Here is an 18,173-nt window from a genome sequence, read left to right as displayed (position 1 = left end):
CCATGAATATTAAACTCATTGTAGTCGGGAAAACAGATGACGCAAACCTTATTGATCTCATAGCACAATATACCAAACGTTTGTCTCATTATGTAAATTTCAGCATAGAAATCCTTCCGGACATCAAACAAACAAAGAACCTTTCTGAGTCAGAGCAAAAAGCAAAGGAGGGCGCGCAAATATTGGCTAAAATCACAGCTGGCGATATGCTAATCCTATTGGACGAAAATGGAAAACAATTTACATCCGTGGATTTTGCTGCCGAGCTGCAAAAAAGAATGAACAGCGGCATCAAGCAATTGGTGTATGTCATTGGTGGTCCTTTTGGATTCTCAGATGAGATCTATCAAAAAGCGCAAGGGAAGATATCACTCTCTAAAATGACTTTTTCTCATCAAATGATCCGATTGTTCTTTATCGAGCAATTATACAGAGGATTTACTATATTAAGAAACGAACCTTATCATCATCGTTAAAACGTTTCTAATCAAATAAAAAATTATGAAATTAGTTTTTGCCACCCATAACATGAACAAGTTAGCTGAGATCAAAGCTATACTTCCTCCACATCTAGAAATTGTAAGCCTTTCAGACATTGGCTGCGACGAACCTATTGAAGAATGGGGAGACACCATAGCACAAAATGCTGTGATTAAAGCTCAATACGTTTGGGATCGCTATCATTTAAATTGTTTTTCGGATGACACAGGCTTAGAGGTCAAGGCTCTTAATAATGCTCCTGGTGTTTATTCTGCACGCTACGCCGGTGAGGATAACAATACGCAAAACAATATAGCGAAATTATTACATGAGTTAAAAGACAAGGATCAGAGAACAGCTCGTTTTAAAACCGTCATAGCCCTCATAATTAATGGAGAGTTAACGCAATTTGAAGGAATTGTCAATGGCGAAATAACAGAAGAGCCCGTAGGCGGTGGAGGATTTGGGTATGATCCTGTTTTTATTGCTGATGGATTTGACAGGACTTTCGCGCTGCTTTCCCCAAGTGAAAAAAACAATATCAGTCACCGCGGAATCGCATTTCAAAAACTGGCCATTTTTTTAAAGTAATCACACTATTATTGGGGTAAATTTCAGGCATTCACAAACTACTTTTCAAGTTATTTCAAAACAAGACTCGCACAAGCAATTAAGTCTCAATAAGTTGCAAAAGTGAGCTTCAAGCATTTAATTCGAATATTTATAATTATAAATACCTAAGAATCCAATAATTAAGATTACCTTTGCGCCCTTATTTTAAACACATATATGAATAAATTTGAACAATTAGGACTGAACGAACAGCTACTAAAAGCCATTCACGATATGGGCTTTGAGTCGCCGTCTGAGGTACAGGAGAAAGCTATTCCGGTCCTACTAAGCCAAGAAACAGACATCGTGGCCTTGGCACAAACAGGAACAGGAAAAACGGCTGCTTTCGGCTTTCCTATGATTCAAAAGATCGACATTAAAAGCAAAACTACACAAGGGCTTATATTATCGCCAACTCGCGAGCTTTGTTTACAAATCGCTAATGAATTAAAACAATACGCAAAATATTGTCCTTCCCTGAATGTCACTGCAATTTATGGTGGTGCTAGCATTACTGAGCAAGCAAGTCAGGTCAAAAGAGGAACACAAATCATTGTGGCTACTCCGGGTCGTATGAAGGATATGATCAGCAGAAGAATGGTCGACATTTCTAAAATACAGTACTGTGTTTTAGATGAGGCCGATGAGATGTTGAACATGGGATTCTATGAAGATATTAAAGAAATTCTATCTCATACTCCTAAAGAGAAAAATACTTGGTTGTTTTCGGCTACTATGCCAAAAGAAGTTTCAGCTATCGCTAAGAAATTCATGAGACAACCACATGAAATTACTGTTGGTACTAAAAATTCCTCAACTGATAGTGTACAACATGAGTACTATGTTGTTGGCGGAAGAGACAGATACCTGGCTTTAAAAAGATTAGCGGATACAAATCCGGATATCTTTTCAGTAATATTCTGTAGAACGAAAAGAGACACCCAAAAGGTTGCTGAAAAACTTATTGAAGACGGATATAATGCTGGTGCACTACACGGAGATTTGAGTCAAAATCAACGTGACATGGTCATGAAGGCTTTCCGTAACAAACAAATACAAATGTTGGTTGCTACAGATGTAGCGGCTCGTGGTATTGACGTAGATAACATTACCCATGTTATCAACTATCAGTTACCAGACGAAATAGAAACCTATACCCACAGAAGTGGCCGTACAGGACGTGCCGGTAAATCTGGTATCTCTATGGTAATTGTTACCAAAAGTGAAATTCGCAAAATCAGTGCAATAGAGCGTATTATCAAACAGAAGTTTGAATCTAAAAAGATCCCTACTTCAGAAGAGATTTGCGAGATTCAATTGTATCATTTGGCAAGTAAAATCAAAAACACTGAAGTCAACAAGGAGGTGGAAAACTACCTGCCTGCAATTCAGGATGTTTTAGAGGGAATTGACCGAGAAGAATTGATCAAAAAAATGGTCTCTGTTGAATTTGGACGTTTTGCTGAGTACTATAAAAAAGCTGTAGACATCAATGTTTCTGGCAATAGCAGTAGCAATGACGAAAATTATTCATCAGAAGGTAAGGTGCGCTACTTTATAAACGTTGGTTCAAGAGATGGTTATGATTGGATGATCTTAAAGGATTTCCTAAAAGAACATTTAGGTCTTGGACAAGATGACGTTTTCAAAGTTGATGTTAAGGAAAGCTTTTCCTTTTTTAATACCGATGCTACACACACTGAAAACGTCTTAGCGACATTCTCTGAGTTCAAGCTAGACGGTCGCTTTATCAATGTGGAGGTTTCTAAAAACGCTCATGAGAACAGATCTCGAGGCGGTCGCGGTGGCGGCGGTGGCGGAAGACACAGAAAAGGTGGAAAGGACTTCAATAAAGGCGGAAACGACTTCGGTAAGGGTAAAGATCGAAACTTCAAACCCAAAGGCCACGGTCACAAGGGAAAAGGAAAACCTAAAAAAAGGTTTTAGTTAATAATAAATTAAAAATGCGTCTGTCAGGCGCATTTTTTGCTTTTGTTTACTATTTTTAGCCCACCATATATTGCTAATTTTGCTTAAACTCAAAAAACGAAGTTACTTACTATTAAATACCACATTATGTTTAGGCTCAGGAATACTTTTTTAGTATGTTTGAAACAATGAAAAAATTAATTTGTTTACTGATTCTCTTAACTGTTGGTATCGGTTTTTCGCAAGATGATACCACAGGCGAACTCCAAGGAGTCGTATTTAATACTTCAGACGAATCTGTCATGGGGAATGTACACGTTTTAAACCTGAATCAGGTCATTGGCACTATTACCAATCAAGAAGGACAATTCAATATTACTGCCAGGGTTAATGACACGCTTTACTTGTCTTATCTCGGTTACAAAGCTGTCAAGGTGAGAGTCACCAATGATATGCTTAAATATCAAAATACTAAGATTGGTTTGACAGAACTGGCATTTGCCTTAGAAGAAGTCGTAGTTCGTCCTTACCAACTAACTGGATATCTAGACATCGATTCCAAAAACATCCCTATTAATCAATCGGCACGTTATAGTATCTCAGGGTTAAACATGGGATACGAAGCAGGAAGCAACAACCCGAATGCCTTTTCGAATATTTTGGGATCCATTTTCAACCCCGCGGACTTTCTCCACAACCTCTTTGGCAAAAAACCAAAGCAGATGCGGAAATTGCGTAAAATGCAGGAAGATGATAAAATCCGTGGCTTGCTTGCATCAAAATTTGATAGAGAAACCTTGATGGCTTTACTACAAGTTGACAAGGTAGACATAGAAGATATTTTGAGAAACTGTAATTACTCAGATAGCTTTATCGAAACTGCTAATGACCTACAAATACTTGACGCCATTAGCAACTGCTACGAAGAATACAAAGTTCTCAACAGAAACAAGTAAGGAGAATACCCAAGATTAATTATCACTGTTGAATCTCCTCATGATATCATCGATACTTCTGATGGATTTCATTGTCCAATCAATGCGTTTGGCTTCAAATTCTTTTTTACTTAATTGCCAGGAAATCTTGGATTGATTTAATCGCGATCGAAGTTCGTGTAGAACGATTGCAGCAGACACAGAGATATTTAAGCTCTCAGCGAACCCTTGCATTGGAATGTGAATAAACCCATCAGCCTGATCCATAATCACTGGGGAAAGCCCGGATTTCTCAGTACCGAAACAAATCACCGACTTTTCACTAATATTAAAATCTTTTAAAGGGAAACTGGTCTGATGTGGAGTTGTTGCAATTATTTTATAACCCTCTGATTTTAATAGGGCAATACAATTCTCCGCTGTTTCATAGCGATGGACATCCACCCATTTCTCAGCACCCATAGCAATGTTTTTGTCCAATCGCTTCCCAAACTGTTCTTCAATAACATGAAGCTGTTGAATCCCGAAGACATCGCAACTTCGAATAACAGCGCTGGTATTATGCATTTGATAGACATCCTCAATACACACTGCAATATGATAGGTACGTCTTAAAAGGATTTCATTGATACGCTCTTTGCGCTCTGGGGTAATAAATCCTTCTAAATAATCAAGTAATTTTTCTGGCATATGGAACTATTTTTTTGTCATCTCTTTTAGCTAAAGAAAGTTGTGAGGTAGCCCGGAGCGCTGATTTGATTCTGGTAGAACTACACTCGTCGATATACTAAATTACAATATTTTGACACAATTTTAAAAACCCACCAAAGCCATGGGCAAGACTTATACATGAAACTCTGTATAATTATTGTCAATTTGGTCTAAATGTTGTGGTAATTTAAGGGCTTGACGATAACTTTTATCTAAAACGCGTTAACAAAAAACTATTCTTTCTATATTTGAAAGATCACCTAAATAAACGAGCATGTTTTTAAGAGTATCCATTCTTATTATTGGATTTTTATGTACACTTCTTACTTACGGCCAAAAGCCAAAAACATACACCTCCTCAGAAATCTATCAGGCGGTACAGAAACTAAACTTTTTAGGCACAGCTTTATATATAGCAGCACATCCCGATGACGAGAACACCCAACTAATATCATACCTTTCCAATGGTGTTAAAGCACGTACGGCCTATTTATCGATAACTCGGGGCGATGGGGGTCAAAACCTTATTGGACCTGAACTTCGAGAACTCCTTGGTGTACTGAGAACCGAAGAACTTCTAGCGGCGCGCACTATTGATGGTGGTGAACAATTTTTTACACGGGCAAACGATTTTGGCTATTCCAAACACCCTGATGAAACCCTAACTATTTGGAATAAAAACGAGGTGCTATCTGACGTAATCTGGGTAATCAGAAATTTCAAACCCGATGTGATCATCAATCGTTTCGATCACAGAAGCCCTGGAACTACACATGGTCACCATACGGCCTCTGCGATGTTAAGCATGGAGGCCTTCGATAAAGCGAACGATAAAAAGCAGTTTTCTGACCAACTTAAATATACAGATACTTGGCAACCGCAGAAACTATTTTTCAATACCTCGTGGTGGTTTTATGGTAGTCAGGAGAAATTCGAGGCTGCCGATAAATCATCTATGATCTCCGTAGATGTCGGTACTTACTATCCGAATCTAGGTAAAAGTAACAATGAAATTGCATCCCTTGCACGAAGCCAACATTTGAGTCAAGGATTTGGAGGATTAACCTTCAGGGGAACTGATCAAGATTACTTAGAACTTCTAAGAGGGGAATTGGGTGGCACTAAAATCTTCGATGGTATCAATACCCGCTGGACCCGAGTCAAAGGAGGTGAAGAAATCGAAAAACTACTCCTACCCATAGAGGAGCATTTTAATTTTGCGAATCCAGCAGTACATATTCCAGAACTACTCAAGGCTTATAAGCTTATTGACAATTTAGAAGACGATCACTGGCGCACTGTAAAACTTAAACAAATCAAAAAAATCATAGCAGCCTGTAGCGGGCTTTTTATGGAGACCACCACTGCTATTGCTGCTGCGGTTCCAGGTACTCAGATCCAAATACAAGCAAGTCTTCTAAATAGATCTGAAGTGCAGATGGAGTTCTCAAAGCTTACCATCCTTCCAAATAATAAAGAATTCAAACCAGGCAGAACCCTTGGAAATAACCAATTAGAGACCTTCACTATAGATTATACAATCCCTCAAGACAGTGACTATTCCAATCCCTATTGGCTCAATAAACCTAGTAGCCTAGGCATGTATGAGGCCGCTGTACTACTTCGAGGTAAAGCGCGCACACCAGCAGCATTACCTACAGTGGTTACCATTACCATCCAAGGGACTCCAATAGAATTCAATACCGCTGTGGTCTACAAATATGCAAAACCAGATAAAGGAGAACGTTATCAACCTTTTGAGATATTACCTCAGGTTACCGTAAATGCTGCCGATAAGGTAATGGTCTTTGCAGATCAACAGCCAAAGCCCTTATCCTTGTCAATAAGCTCCGCCACTAACAACATCAACGCAACAGTGACTCTAAAAGCCCCCAAGGGCTGGAAAGTAACCCCAAACAAACAAGTAGCTGTGATCCCTAATAAAGGAGAGGTAAAAACCGTAACCTTCAATGTAATTCCTTCAAAAAATGAAAGTACCGGGAAGATTACACCAGTGGTTGACATTAACGGCAAACGCTATTCAAAAGAATTAAATACCATTAATTACCAACATATCCCAAATCAAAGTGTTTTATTGGATCCCAGTGTAAAAGTGGTGCGTTCTGATATCGAAATCCGGGGTAGACGCATCGCATATGTCATGGGAGCTGGAGATGCAGTTCCTGAGAGTTTAGAACAAATTGGCTATCAGGTCGATTTGATAGATGCCCAGAATATCAACGCAGAGGTACTTGAAAATTATGATGCCGTAGTTATAGGCATTAGAGCTTATAACATTAATAAAACCCTAAAATTCAAACAACATCTTTTATTTGATTTTGTGAAAAATGGAGGAAATCTAATTGTCCAATATAACACCGTGAGTCGCGGGACCAAAGGGCCGTTGAATATAGCCCCCTACCTACTCGAGCTATCTAGAGAACGCGTAACTGATGAAAATGCACCGGTAAGCTTTATAGATCCTAAGCATCCAATACTCCATAGTCCGAACAAAATTACTGCGGAAGATTTTGAAGGTTGGGTCCAAGAGAGAGGTTTGTACTTTGCGGATAATTGGTCAAAAGAGTTTCATCCTATACTAGCCATGAGCGATCCTGGAGAAAGTCCTAAAGAAGGAAGTCTTTTGGTGGCTTCTTATGGAAAAGGTTACTATATTTATACGGGTTTGAGCTTTTTTAGAGAATTACCTGCAGGGGTTAGTGGTGCATACAAGCTGCTAGCCAATATGCTATCCATTGGAAAGCAAGAAAAAATGAACATGAACTCATTAAATAACTGATCATGCTAAGCAAATTTGAATGGAAACGCGCTTATACCCTTGTGTTGGTATTAAATGCTATTTATATTTTTGTTTTTTATTTAATAATGTTCTCTAACAAGTAAGTCCCCTATGGAACTAATCGATTGGATTGTTTTAGTAGGCACATTGACTTTTATTGTAGTCTACGGGTATTGGAAGACTAAAGGAAGCCAAGATGTTAATGACTACATCCTGGGTGGCAAACAAGCCAAATGGTGGACCGTCGGTCTGTCCGTTATGGCTACCCAAGCCAGTGCCATCACTTTTCTATCTACTCCAGGGCAAGCTTTCCATGACGGAATGGGATTTGTTCAATTCTATTTTGGACTTCCCCTCGCTATGATTATTATCTGTATGGTGTTTATACCCATATACCACAAGCTTAAAGTCTATACTGCCTATGAGTTTTTAGAAGCTCGATTTGATGTAAAAACTCGATCATTAGGAGCCATATTATTCTTAATTCAACGGGGACTCGCAGCTGGAATCACCATCTACGCCCCCTCTATAATCCTATCCGCAGTACTGGGATGGGAAATAGGCACCCTGAATATCATCATTGGGATTCTTGTTATCATTTATACCGTATCGGGTGGCACCAAAGCCGTAAGCGTCACTCAAAAACAACAAATGTTTGTCATTATGGTGGGGATGTTTACCGCATTCTATTTGGTAATGAGTTATTTGCCAGATGATATCAACTTTAGCAAAGCTCTCAAAATCGCAGGAGCTAATGACAAGCTTAACATCTTAGATTTTTCTTTAGATTTCCAAAGCCGCTATACCTTCTGGAGTGGTATAACAGGGGGGTTGTTTTTAGCCTTAGCCTATTTTGGTACAGACCAAAGTCAGGTTCAGCGCTATCTCTCTGGAAAATCGGTCAGAGAAAGCCAGCTTGGTCTTATCTTTAATGGTCTATTAAAGGTTCCTATGCAATTCTTCATTCTTCTAGTTGGAGTAATGGTATTCGTATTCTACCAGTACAACCACTCTCCGCTAAACTTTAATCCAGCCGCAGTTGAGGCGGTACAGAATTCAGAATATGCACTGCAGTTCCAGACTATGGAAAAAAACCACTTGGTGCTAGAAAAAGAGAAGAAAATTGCCCAAGAACGATTTTCTGCTATGTTAGACATGAAGGATTACGCATTAATCATGTCTGCAAAAAACAAAATTCACGATATCAATGTTGAAGAACGTCAGAACAGAAAGGACGCTCGAGAACTCATACAGAAGGTAGATGAGGATCTTGAAACTAATGATAAAGATTACGTGTTTATTCACTTTATACTTAATAATATCCCTACCGGCCTAATCGGATTGTTGCTAGCTGTTATTTTTTCAGCGGCCATGTCTTCTACTGCTTCTGAACTCAATGCTTTAGGAACTATCACTACAATGGACTTATTTAAAAGGCAACAAAAGGAACCTCACAGTCAACGTTATTATTTAAATGCGACGCGATGGTTTACTCTTGCTTGGGGAATTATCGCGATTTTCTTTGCTAGTTTTGCCACCCTTTTAGATAACCTCATCCAACTGGTTAATATCATCGGATCCATATTTTATGGTAACGTTTTAGGTATATTCCTCATTGCGTTTTTCATCAAATTCATTCGTGGAAACGCTGTATTTGTCGCCGCGATTATCACACAGATACTAGTCATTTTAACGTATTATTTTGCCATTTACCAATATGACACAGGTGAAGAGAAATTGGGTTATATGTGGCTTAATTTTATAGGCTGTGCTCTGGTTATCATTTTAGCCCTATTATTTGAACTCATAAATCGATCAGCTAATGTCATCAAAAAGTAAAAAAATCAAATGGGGAATCCTTGCCCCTGGCCATATTGCCACGAAATTCGCAAGTGATCTTGCCACAGTTAAGGACGCGCAGTTATATGCCGTAGCCTCTAGGTCTTTGGATAAAGCAATAGCGTTTAAAAAGGCACATCAAGCAAAGGTCGCTTATGGGAACTATATGGATCTAATCAACGACCCTAAGGTGGATGCCATCTATATTGCAACACCTCACGCTTTTCACAAAATTTATACTATTGATTGTTTAAGACAAAAAAAGGCGGTGCTCTGTGAAAAACCTTTGGCACTCAACAGTGCTGATGTCGATCAAATGATACAGACAGCCCGTGAAGAGGATACTCTTTTAATGGAAGCTCTTTGGACTTGCTTTTTACCACATTATAAAGAGGTGCTTTCCTTTTTATCTACCGGAGCTTACGGGGAGGTTCTTTCGGTTGAAGCAGATTTCGGTTTTGCTCCAGAATTTGATGCCACATCAAGACTGTTTGACAAACAACTAGGAGGAGGAAGTTTATTAGACATTGGAATATACCCGATTATTTTAGCCCTGAGCGTTTTGGGAATCCCTGAACACATAGAAGCTAAAGCGCAATTTTTTGAAACCGGAGCGGATTCTGAATGCCGGATGAAATTTCACTATAAAGAAGGGAAAACTGCACAGCTGTACTCTACCATTTTGGAAAAGACCCCTACTCAAGGAATAATTCAATGCGAAAGAGGTAAAATTATATTGCACTCTTCGTTCCACAAGCCAACTTCAGTGACTTTCATTGATGATAAAGGCAAAGAAACCACAAAAGACTTTGGAGTAACCACCTTAGGCTATAGTTATGAAATATTACACTTCAATGATTTATTAAGAAGAGGAAAAACAGAAAGTCCTGTTGCATCTTTTGAGTTTAGTAAAAATCTTATACAAACCATGGATAAGGTTAAAGAAATTATAGGACTTAGCTATTCGGAGTGAGCCACCTTGACTAGAGCCCAAACTTTTAATTTGTAAAGTTCTAAGCGCTCCTAAAACAAATAAGCAGTATATTTGCCCCATGTTTTTAAGAAAAGTACATAGCGTATTAGTTGCCATCATACTGGCGTTTATTCTCGCAAATTTATCCTATGAAGCTTCTACGTTTCAAGGAAATGCTGAGGACGCTATTACCGATCAAACAATACAGGATAGCAATTTACAATCTCGGAATTCGATACAATTTCAATTCCAAGCCTATACAAACATCTATAGTGAGTTTGATGTTAATACAAAAATACCAAATTTAATTAGACCGTTTCAGGCAGTTGTTAAGTTTACCAATCCACCTTTAAATACTACTTCGCTCAAGGACAACAAGGAATTAGAACTTTCTAGCATTTGGGCAAAAAACAAAACCATACAACATTTACTTCCTTACCACGGCTTTTCTTAAGCCCAGAGATCATTTAGTAACATCATAAATTTGAAATACGCCATATTGTTCTGCATTGAACTGCAAAAGAACCAGGGGTGTTTTACCATTTGATCGAAATCAAAGCAAATCAATAGACCCATGCTGCGGCTAAGGCCCTACAAAGCTGTCTCGATTTTGCTTTCACTTTTAATGTAGTCTGATAAAATGTATTGCCTTAAAACTCGTAATTTTAATCACTTCACCGGTTTGTTATTACTTTTGGTGGTCCAATTCTATGGCACAAAGAGTAGCACAGCCATGGATTGCAGCCAAACTTGGAGCAAGGATAACACAGTGGTTCTAAGTCCTACAAATTCTACACAACAGTTCGGATTAGAACCCCTTAACGCTCATTTTAATACGTATCAACAGTCCAACAGTCCAGGTGCATTATCACAACTTATTCCCATTAGCGATATCGCACACATTGCACTACCAAACAATGCTACCTGTGGTATCCATTATAATGGACATCAAAGCACCCTAGGGGTCATTGCACTATTATTTCCTTTTCATGGATTCACATAAAGAAATGATGCTTATCGAAGAACATTAAAACATTTTAAAAAATCATTTATATCAAAATAATATGAGCTCTAATGCCACTCTTGTCGGAATTGCATTAATACTAGTCATTGCAATTCCAATTATTTACGCCATCGTAAAATCAAAAGCTAGCGCACGAAAAACTGAAAAATTAACAGCTAGCTTAATAGAACAAAATCAGTTAAACCCCACTGATCTTTATGACGATCTGGGGAATCAGAATTTTATTTTAGATACGAATGCTAAAAAGCTATTACATCTTGAAGTTTTAAAGTCTAAGATCACACAACAGCATCTATGGGATATCAATAACCTTAAGATTATCAAAGCCGATTATAGCCATTATACCTCCCCATCGAATCAAAGTATTATCGATAAAATTATTCTCAACATATCACCAAAAGATGGCGATAAAATTACTATTGAAATCTATGACGAGAACACTGGAAATATGTCAAAAGCGGATGATTACAAGAATGCGGTAGAAAATTTAGTAAGCAAGGTTAATTCTTTGCGAAGCTAAAGAATTGCATTGTTCATGGTTGGAAAAGCACCCAAACCGAGAAGCCTGAGCTTCTTTGGTTAGGGGTGCTTTTTTTTGTTATTGAAATAATGCTTTGTATTTGGCTTTATTGTCAATAAAGATCCAAACTAGGATCGCTCCTAGAACTATCACCAAGGGTAAACCAGAGGTTTCAACCAAAGTATTGGTCAGGACAATCCCAACAAAAACGGGTAGAATTATCAGAGCTCCAAGCGCGCGCGTCCTAGGAAAAATAATTAATAATCCTCCAATAATTTCAGCGAGTCCTGTCAGTGGAGAAAGCCAAATGATTTCTGACATGGCCACCATATCATTGACGAGTTCAGCTGGCAAATCTTCTGGAACGGGCATATAGTTTAAAAACTTGTTTAATCCCGCGTTGATAAACATAAGGCCAAATAATACGGAAACTACAAATAGAATTTTTTTAGGCATAGGTCAATTAATTTATATGATTAGTGAGCAAATTTTACACTATAAATATACACAACTATCTACTAACCAGTATATCTATACAATAAAAAATGTTTGTAAATATAAATTTATTTGACCTAAAACTGTGGGGTATACACGACAATATAAAGTGTCATATCCGCCATGTATACACTCCAAAAATTAATCTTTTGATGTGGAAAATAGAAGAATTAAACCTTCAAATGCTTTTTAAAATCAGCAGTTGTAGCACAGCATAATTGATCCATGATTTGTTGTAGTTGCACCTTGAGTAATGAAATGGTATGATCTCCACCTTTTGTTCCGAGTGCGGCCACCCCATACATAAAACTACGACCTAGAAAGGTAAACTCTGCTCCACTTGCCATGCATCTTGCAATATCCGGTCCCTCTCTGAGCCCACTATCCATCATTACCTTAATTTGATCTCCATATTGTTTAGCAATGCGCTTCATAGGCATCACTGTAGACTCTCCAGCATCCAGTTGTCGCCCTCCGTGATTAGAGACGATAAGACCGTCCAATCCTAATTTTATTGCGCTCTCAGCGTCCCTTTCATTGGACACCCCTTTTAGCACTAATTTCCCCTTCCATTTGTCGCGGATGGGTTTAATACGCTCTTGGGTCAACCTTCCAGAGAAAGTGTCGTCCATAAATTTGCCTAATTGTGTTAAATCTAGGTTTTTAGGCATATAGGGTCTCAGGGTTTCAAAATTAGGCTGACCGTGTTTCAAGGTTTTCATAGCCCACTCCGGACGCTGTAGTATTTGTAGGATGTTATTCAATGACATCTTGGGAGGCATTGCCAATCCATTTCGGATATCCCTTGGACGAAATCCAAAGGTGGGAACATCACAAAGGATGACAAGAACGCGATAACCGGCTTCCCATGCACGATCCAAAATATCCATACGAACTTCCTCTTTCGCTGGATAATACAACTGAAACCACGCATTCCCCTCTGTTATACGGGCAATTCGTTCAATACTACTGGTAGTCACTGTACTGAGTATAAAAGGAATGTTGTGTTCAAATGCCGACTTTGCAAGGATCTCTGGGGCGTTGGGCCACATCAATCCCTGAAGACCAACAGGGGCTATCCCAAAAGGTGCATCATAGGTATGTCCGAACAATTCAGTTTTCATAGCTGCGCCTGAATGTTGATCTAAATAAGAAGGAATTAACTCTATATCTCTAATTTCCTTTGTGTTTTTAACTAGATTGACATCATTGTTACAACCGCCATCCAAATATTCAAAAGCGAATTTTGGGATTTTTTTTATAGCGCGATTTCTTAAGTCGTCTACACTAGGATAACGTCCATCAAATTTTATTTCTTTCTTTCCCATGATTATTGCTGATGCAACTGAAATATGTTATTCATAAGTAGCCACTTCTCCCCTTTGTGTGCAAAGGGTAAAGCTTGTTGGTATTCCCACATAAGTTCTTCCCATCGCTGTACCTCTGGATGAGTTGGATCACCTATTGAATCGGTTTCAATTGAAAAATCATCGTTCACTTTTACGATCATAAACAGTCTGTTTGCCAACTGATATATTCTCATGTCAATAACCCCTGACTCCTTAATCTTTTCGATTACAATAGGCCAAACGTTTTTGTGGTGAACAATGTAAGAAACGATCTTCTCCGGGTTGTTTTGTAAGTCTAAAGCAAATGCATATTCTTTCATTATTCCATGATTTTTAAATATTTTGAAAATTTTTCTTTACCCAAGCTCCATAATATACGATAAAGACAAAACAAATTAACGGAAGTACAAAAGAGAAGTTCACTTCTGACACCCCTAAAATTTTCGTGTCATTTACCCCAATACCGCCAAGGTCAATAATCATTCCTTGTAGTTTTGGCATTAATGCACCACCCACAATAGCCATAACTAAACCAGCTGCACCGATTTTGGACTCTTCCTCCGATAAACGATCCAGAGCAATTCCATAAATGGTCGGAAACATTACAGACATGAAAAAAGAGACCATCAACAAGGCATAAAGCCCAGGAACTCCTTTTAAAAATATAGTAGAAAGGCAACATACCACGGCAATGGTTGCGAAATACATCAACATTTTTGAGGCCGTGATGTATTTCAAAACCCAAGTTCCAATTGCCCTACCAACCAAAAACAGTACAAAGGCACCAAATTGGTAATTGGCAGCATCTTCACTTGACATACCAAAGGCTTCGGCATATTGGTATATATAGGTCCAACACATGATTTGTGCACCAACGTATAACACCTGTGCTAGGACTCCATAGCTGTATTTTTTATTACTGAATAAACTTTTTATAGTGTGTCTAAGGCTTGGAATTCCCCCTTCATCTCTAGCCTGAGGCATTTTAGTGAGCAGTATCACAAAAAAGACTGCTAGGATAACCAATCCAAGAATCACATAAGGATCTCTTATGGCCATCAAGTCCGTTGTGCGAATCAAAGCTTTTTTGGCCTCGGAAAGCACTCCAAAATCTGCAATATCATCAGATTGTAACTCTTCTAAAACAAATTGCTGTGCGACTAAAAGACCTAATAACAATCCTACTGGATTAAAGGCCTGAGCCAAATTAAGTCGTCTTGTTGCCGTGGAAGGATCTCCCATTGCTAAAATGTAAGGGTTAGCCGTTGTCTCTAAAAAGGCCAAACCAAAGGTCAGCACATAAAGTCCCAAACAGAAAAACCAAAATTGTTCTGAAATGGCGGCTGGATAGAATAGTAGTGCTCCAAAGGCATAAAGTGTAAGTCCTATTAGAACTCCTGTTTTATAGGAGTATTTACGAACGAATAAAGCGGCAGGCAATGCCATACAGAAATAACCGCCATAGAAGGCCATCTGTACCCAAGCGGCCTCGGAATTTGATAATTCCAATACCTTTTTAAAAGCTTGAACCATTGGGTCTGTTACCGAATTGGCAAATCCCCATAACGCAAATAGCGAAGTGATTAGAATAAAAGGCTTTAAGTTTTTCTTGTCTACAATTTTGATCTGCTTAGTTTTCATTTAGTTATTTGGTTTAATGGCACGGTCTAGGTGGGTGTATCCACCATCCACATAAAGCAATTGTCCAGTGGTATGACTTGATTTCGAAGATAATAAAAAAGCAGTGGTATTTGCTATTTCTTCCGGGGTGGTCATTCTATTTTCTAAGGGTATGTTTTCAATGATTCCTTTGAGTTTTTCTTCTGGATTTGGAAAGCTCTGAATCCATCTTTTGTATAAAGGGGTAAAACTCTCGGCCACTATAATGGCATTGACTCTGATTTTATATGGCAACAACTCCACAGCCCATTCTCTTGTAAGTGCATTACGACCACCATTGGCGGCAGCGTATCCAGAGGTTCCACCCTGGCCAGTTGATGCCGTCTTAGAACTAATATTAACAATGGCACCCTGATTCTTTTTGAGTTCATCCAAACACAGATGTGCCATCATATAATAGTGGGTTAGATTCTTGTTAATGGAGTTTATGAATGTTTCATAACTACCTCCAGTAAGTGAAACGCCATCATTCACCCCAGCATTATTCACCAGTCCGTGGATACTCTGGTGTTTCTCAATAACGGAAGCGACCACACGCTCACAGGCTTTCGGATCTGTCAGTTCGGCTATTTCATAGTCTACGACTCCTCCTTCTTTTCTAATATCCTCGACAGCCTTTACAACGTCTTTCTCCGTTCGACCAATGATGATAACCTTGGCACCTTCTTTGGCAAGAACCTGACTAATACCAAGTCCAATGCCTTTATCACCCCCAGTTATTAAAATTACTTTATTCTTCAATTCTAAATCCATGCTCCTAGTTTTGTAAAATCCCTATTTCCCCAAATGTCGCGTTTGGTTTTTCTCCCGCAACTTTGGTTGCTTTTAATTTTATGAACCTCGCTTTAGAAGGCTTAAAATAAATCTCCTGTCGGATTCTATTGTTGACAATGTTTCCAAACTCTCCTTTAGATATCACTACCCATTGCTTTGCGTCCATACTTATGGAAAACTCATAATCTGTTATAATCCCATGAGGGAATCGTGCCTGCATCGGGGTATAGGAAAAGCCTTTGAGATCTGTTACGCCTCCTAAATCAATAATCACTTGGTTTTGATCACTTGCAGTCGCAGTCCAGAAACTATTACTATTGGCGTCTATGACTTGACCTGTTTTTTCATCCCCCTGAACGATACTCCAATTGTTTTTAGAAATCTCTAATTTTTCTTCTGTGATCCCAGTGCGTTGCTCAGTCATTGGATTATAAGCAAACATTTTCAACATCGCTTGCTTTTCGACTAAAAAGGGCTTGGTATACTTCGAGGAACTCAAACTTGGTTCCGTACCATCTAAGGTGTAATATACCTCAACAGTAGTGTCGGGTATCTCAAGAGTGAGCGTGCCATCTTTAGCTCTTTCCACCACGGGCGCCACCAAAACGGTAGGTGCATTATAAACGCTGATGTTAGACAGTAAAATTTCTCCTTTGGAAGCCGTTATACGTACCCTGATTTTTGAAGAGTTCACCGTATTAAATCTAAGAATTCTCTTATTTCCAATGGTGGTTTGCTCATCAATTAGTTGCCACTGCCCATCTACCTCAGCTTCAACAGTAAATTCAGATACGCGTTGACCCAATCTAATATATTCCTCTAAGGCAATTCTATTAAAAGCAATAGGCTGCTTAAAGTTAAGTATTACTGTGGCGGTATCTACACCTTCTCCACTAGCCCAATAACTTTCCTCTTTTGCATCGTTTATAACTGAAGCTTCATAGCCTCTACCTCTACTACTTGATACTTCCGCCTCTGCAGTTAAGGCTAGATCCTCAGCAAAGTCCTTATCGATTTGTTCCTTTAATCGCATGAGTTGAATAGAATCTCTAGGATGTATTAATCCTCTACGATCTACAGGAATATTCAATAATAAATTAGAGTTACGTCCAATGGAGTGATAATAGATATCCAACAGTTGCGTCAAACTCTTCACCTGATGATCCTCTGAGGCATGATAGTACCAACCCGGACGGATAGACACATCACATTCAGCAGGCAACCAATGTGTGCCATCGTCGTGACCTCCTCTGAGTTCTTTATATCTCGGCCATCCTGGATAGATTTCATCTCTTCGCATGATACTCCAATTGGTTTCATTTGCCCAACCTTGTTCATTTCCAACCCAACGGATATCCGGGCCATTGTCTCCAAAAATCACAGCATCGGGTTGCAGTTCTCTAATTATGGCTTGGGTCTTATCCCATTTATAATAGGTCTTATTATCAATTTTACGCATTTCGTTCGCTCCCCCGTAGTATCCTGTCCCGCCGTTAGCGCCGTCAAACCAAACCTCGAAGATAGGTCCATAATTGGTCAGCAATTCTCTAAGCTGCTCATGAAATATATCAACGTATTTATCGGTACCGTAGTATTCGCTATTGCGATCCCATGGAGATAAATAGACTCCAAATTTGAGTCCGTGCTTTTTACTGGCTTCTGCTAATTCTTTTACAATATCCCCTTTACCATCCTTATAAGGAGAGTTTTTAATGGAATGTTCTGTTGTTTTAGTAGGCCAAAGGCAAAATCCATCATGGTGTTTAGCCGTTATAATAACTCCTTTCATTCCAGCTTTCTTTACGGTCTCCACCCATTGATTCACATCTAGAGCTGTAGGGTTAAATCGCGATGGATCCTCTCCTCCTAGTCCCCACTCCATATCAGTGAAGGTGTTCATGTTAAAATGGAAAAAAGCATAGTACTCGAGCTCCTGCCAGGCCAATTGTCGCTCTGAAGGAAGTGGACCTAAGGGCTTAGGAGGGTCTGTAGCACAGCTCATCAAAGACAAAGCTATTGAAACGAAAAAGAGATATTGTTTGATCATATACG

At 38.9% G+C, this 18,173-nt stretch carries 17 protein-coding genes; 10 read left to right on the top strand and 7 right to left on the bottom strand.

What is annotated here, in order from left to right:
* Positions 1-2 precede the first annotated feature (2 nt).
* The 4 genes from rlmH to ACN0TV_RS08920 all read left to right on the top strand — a co-directional run bounded on the left by rlmH (position 3) and on the right by ACN0TV_RS08920 (position 3,977).
* Positions 3-476, top strand: coding sequence for a 23S rRNA (pseudouridine(1915)-N(3))-methyltransferase RlmH (gene rlmH / locus ACN0TV_RS08935; RefSeq protein WP_417362185.1), 474 nt, complete (start codon positions 3-5; stop codon positions 474-476).
* A 25-nt stretch (positions 477-501) separates the two neighbouring features.
* Positions 502-1,071, top strand: coding sequence for a non-canonical purine NTP diphosphatase (locus tag ACN0TV_RS08930; protein ID WP_417362183.1), 570 nt, complete (start codon positions 502-504; stop codon positions 1,069-1,071).
* 198 nt (positions 1,072-1,269) lie between these two features.
* Complete coding sequence (locus ACN0TV_RS08925) at positions 1,270-3,039, top strand: DEAD/DEAH box helicase (protein ID WP_417362181.1); 1,770 nt, start codon at positions 1,270-1,272, stop codon at positions 3,037-3,039.
* 170 nt (positions 3,040-3,209) lie between these two features.
* Positions 3,210-3,977: a carboxypeptidase-like regulatory domain-containing protein gene (locus tag ACN0TV_RS08920; protein WP_417362179.1), complete on the top strand. Its 768-nt coding sequence runs from the start codon at positions 3,210-3,212 to the stop codon at positions 3,975-3,977.
* A 15-nt stretch (positions 3,978-3,992) separates the two neighbouring features.
* On the opposite strand, the gene ACN0TV_RS08915 is transcribed toward ACN0TV_RS08920, so the two are convergent.
* Positions 3,993-4,646: a TrmH family RNA methyltransferase gene (locus ACN0TV_RS08915; protein ID WP_417362177.1), complete on the bottom strand. Its 654-nt coding sequence runs from the start codon at positions 4,644-4,646 to the stop codon at positions 3,993-3,995.
* A 295-nt stretch (positions 4,647-4,941) separates the two neighbouring features.
* Here ACN0TV_RS08915 and ACN0TV_RS08910 point away from each other — a divergent pair, with 295 nt between their 5' ends.
* The 6 genes from ACN0TV_RS08910 (at position 4,942) to ACN0TV_RS08885 (ending at position 11,823) form a co-directional block, all read left to right on the top strand.
* Positions 4,942-7,467 (top strand): PIG-L family deacetylase, encoded by a 2,526-nt coding sequence (locus tag ACN0TV_RS08910; protein WP_417362175.1) that lies wholly within the window; start codon positions 4,942-4,944, stop codon positions 7,465-7,467.
* Between the two features lie 111 nt (positions 7,468-7,578).
* Positions 7,579-9,306 (top strand): sodium:solute symporter, encoded by a 1,728-nt coding sequence (locus tag ACN0TV_RS08905; RefSeq protein ID WP_417362173.1) that lies wholly within the window; start codon positions 7,579-7,581, stop codon positions 9,304-9,306.
* Positions 9,290-10,279: a Gfo/Idh/MocA family protein gene (locus ACN0TV_RS08900; protein WP_417362171.1), complete on the top strand. Its 990-nt coding sequence runs from the start codon at positions 9,290-9,292 to the stop codon at positions 10,277-10,279. The genes ACN0TV_RS08905 and ACN0TV_RS08900 overlap by 17 nt, the downstream gene beginning before the upstream one ends.
* Positions 10,280-10,358: 79 nt before the next feature.
* Positions 10,359-10,733: a hypothetical protein gene (locus ACN0TV_RS08895; RefSeq protein WP_417362169.1), complete on the top strand. Its 375-nt coding sequence runs from the start codon at positions 10,359-10,361 to the stop codon at positions 10,731-10,733.
* Positions 10,734-11,012: 279 nt separating this feature from the next.
* Positions 11,013-11,282: a hypothetical protein gene (locus tag ACN0TV_RS08890; protein WP_417362167.1), complete on the top strand. Its 270-nt coding sequence runs from the start codon at positions 11,013-11,015 to the stop codon at positions 11,280-11,282.
* A gap of 61 nt (positions 11,283-11,343) precedes the next feature.
* Entirely contained in the window at positions 11,344-11,823 is a 480-nt protein-coding gene (locus tag ACN0TV_RS08885) for a hypothetical protein (RefSeq protein ID WP_417362166.1), read from the top strand.
* A 78-nt stretch (positions 11,824-11,901) separates the two neighbouring features.
* On the opposite strand, the gene ACN0TV_RS08880 is transcribed toward ACN0TV_RS08885, so the two are convergent.
* The 6 genes from ACN0TV_RS08880 to ACN0TV_RS08855 all read right to left on the bottom strand — a co-directional run bounded on the left by ACN0TV_RS08880 (position 11,902) and on the right by ACN0TV_RS08855 (position 18,168).
* Positions 11,902-12,279: a DoxX family membrane protein gene (locus tag ACN0TV_RS08880; protein ID WP_417362164.1), complete on the bottom strand. Its 378-nt coding sequence runs from the start codon at positions 12,277-12,279 to the stop codon at positions 11,902-11,904.
* 209 nt (positions 12,280-12,488) lie between these two features.
* On the bottom strand, positions 12,489-13,646 hold the full coding sequence (locus ACN0TV_RS08875) for an alpha-hydroxy acid oxidase (protein WP_417362162.1): 1,158 nt from the start codon (positions 13,644-13,646) through the stop codon (positions 12,489-12,491).
* Between the two features lie 2 nt (positions 13,647-13,648).
* On the bottom strand, positions 13,649-13,987 hold the full coding sequence (locus ACN0TV_RS08870) for an L-rhamnose mutarotase (protein WP_417362160.1): 339 nt from the start codon (positions 13,985-13,987) through the stop codon (positions 13,649-13,651).
* 13 nt (positions 13,988-14,000) lie between these two features.
* Entirely contained in the window at positions 14,001-15,308 is a 1,308-nt protein-coding gene (gene fucP, locus ACN0TV_RS08865) for an L-fucose:H+ symporter permease (RefSeq protein WP_417362158.1), read from the bottom strand.
* Positions 15,309-16,100 carry an SDR family oxidoreductase gene (locus ACN0TV_RS08860; protein ID WP_417362156.1) on the bottom strand — a complete coding sequence of 264 codons (792 nt, stop codon included), beginning with the start codon at positions 16,098-16,100 and terminating at the stop codon, positions 15,309-15,311.
* A 4-nt stretch (positions 16,101-16,104) separates the two neighbouring features.
* Positions 16,105-18,168 carry an alpha-L-fucosidase gene (locus ACN0TV_RS08855; RefSeq protein WP_417362154.1) on the bottom strand — a complete coding sequence of 688 codons (2,064 nt, stop codon included), beginning with the start codon at positions 18,166-18,168 and terminating at the stop codon, positions 16,105-16,107.
* Between the last annotated feature and the right edge of the window lie 5 nt (positions 18,169-18,173).

The organism is Galbibacter sp., assembly GCF_048266365.1.
Taxonomy (GTDB): domain Bacteria; phylum Bacteroidota; class Bacteroidia; order Flavobacteriales; family Flavobacteriaceae; genus Galbibacter.
This window is presented reverse-complemented; position numbering and strand designations above follow the sequence as displayed.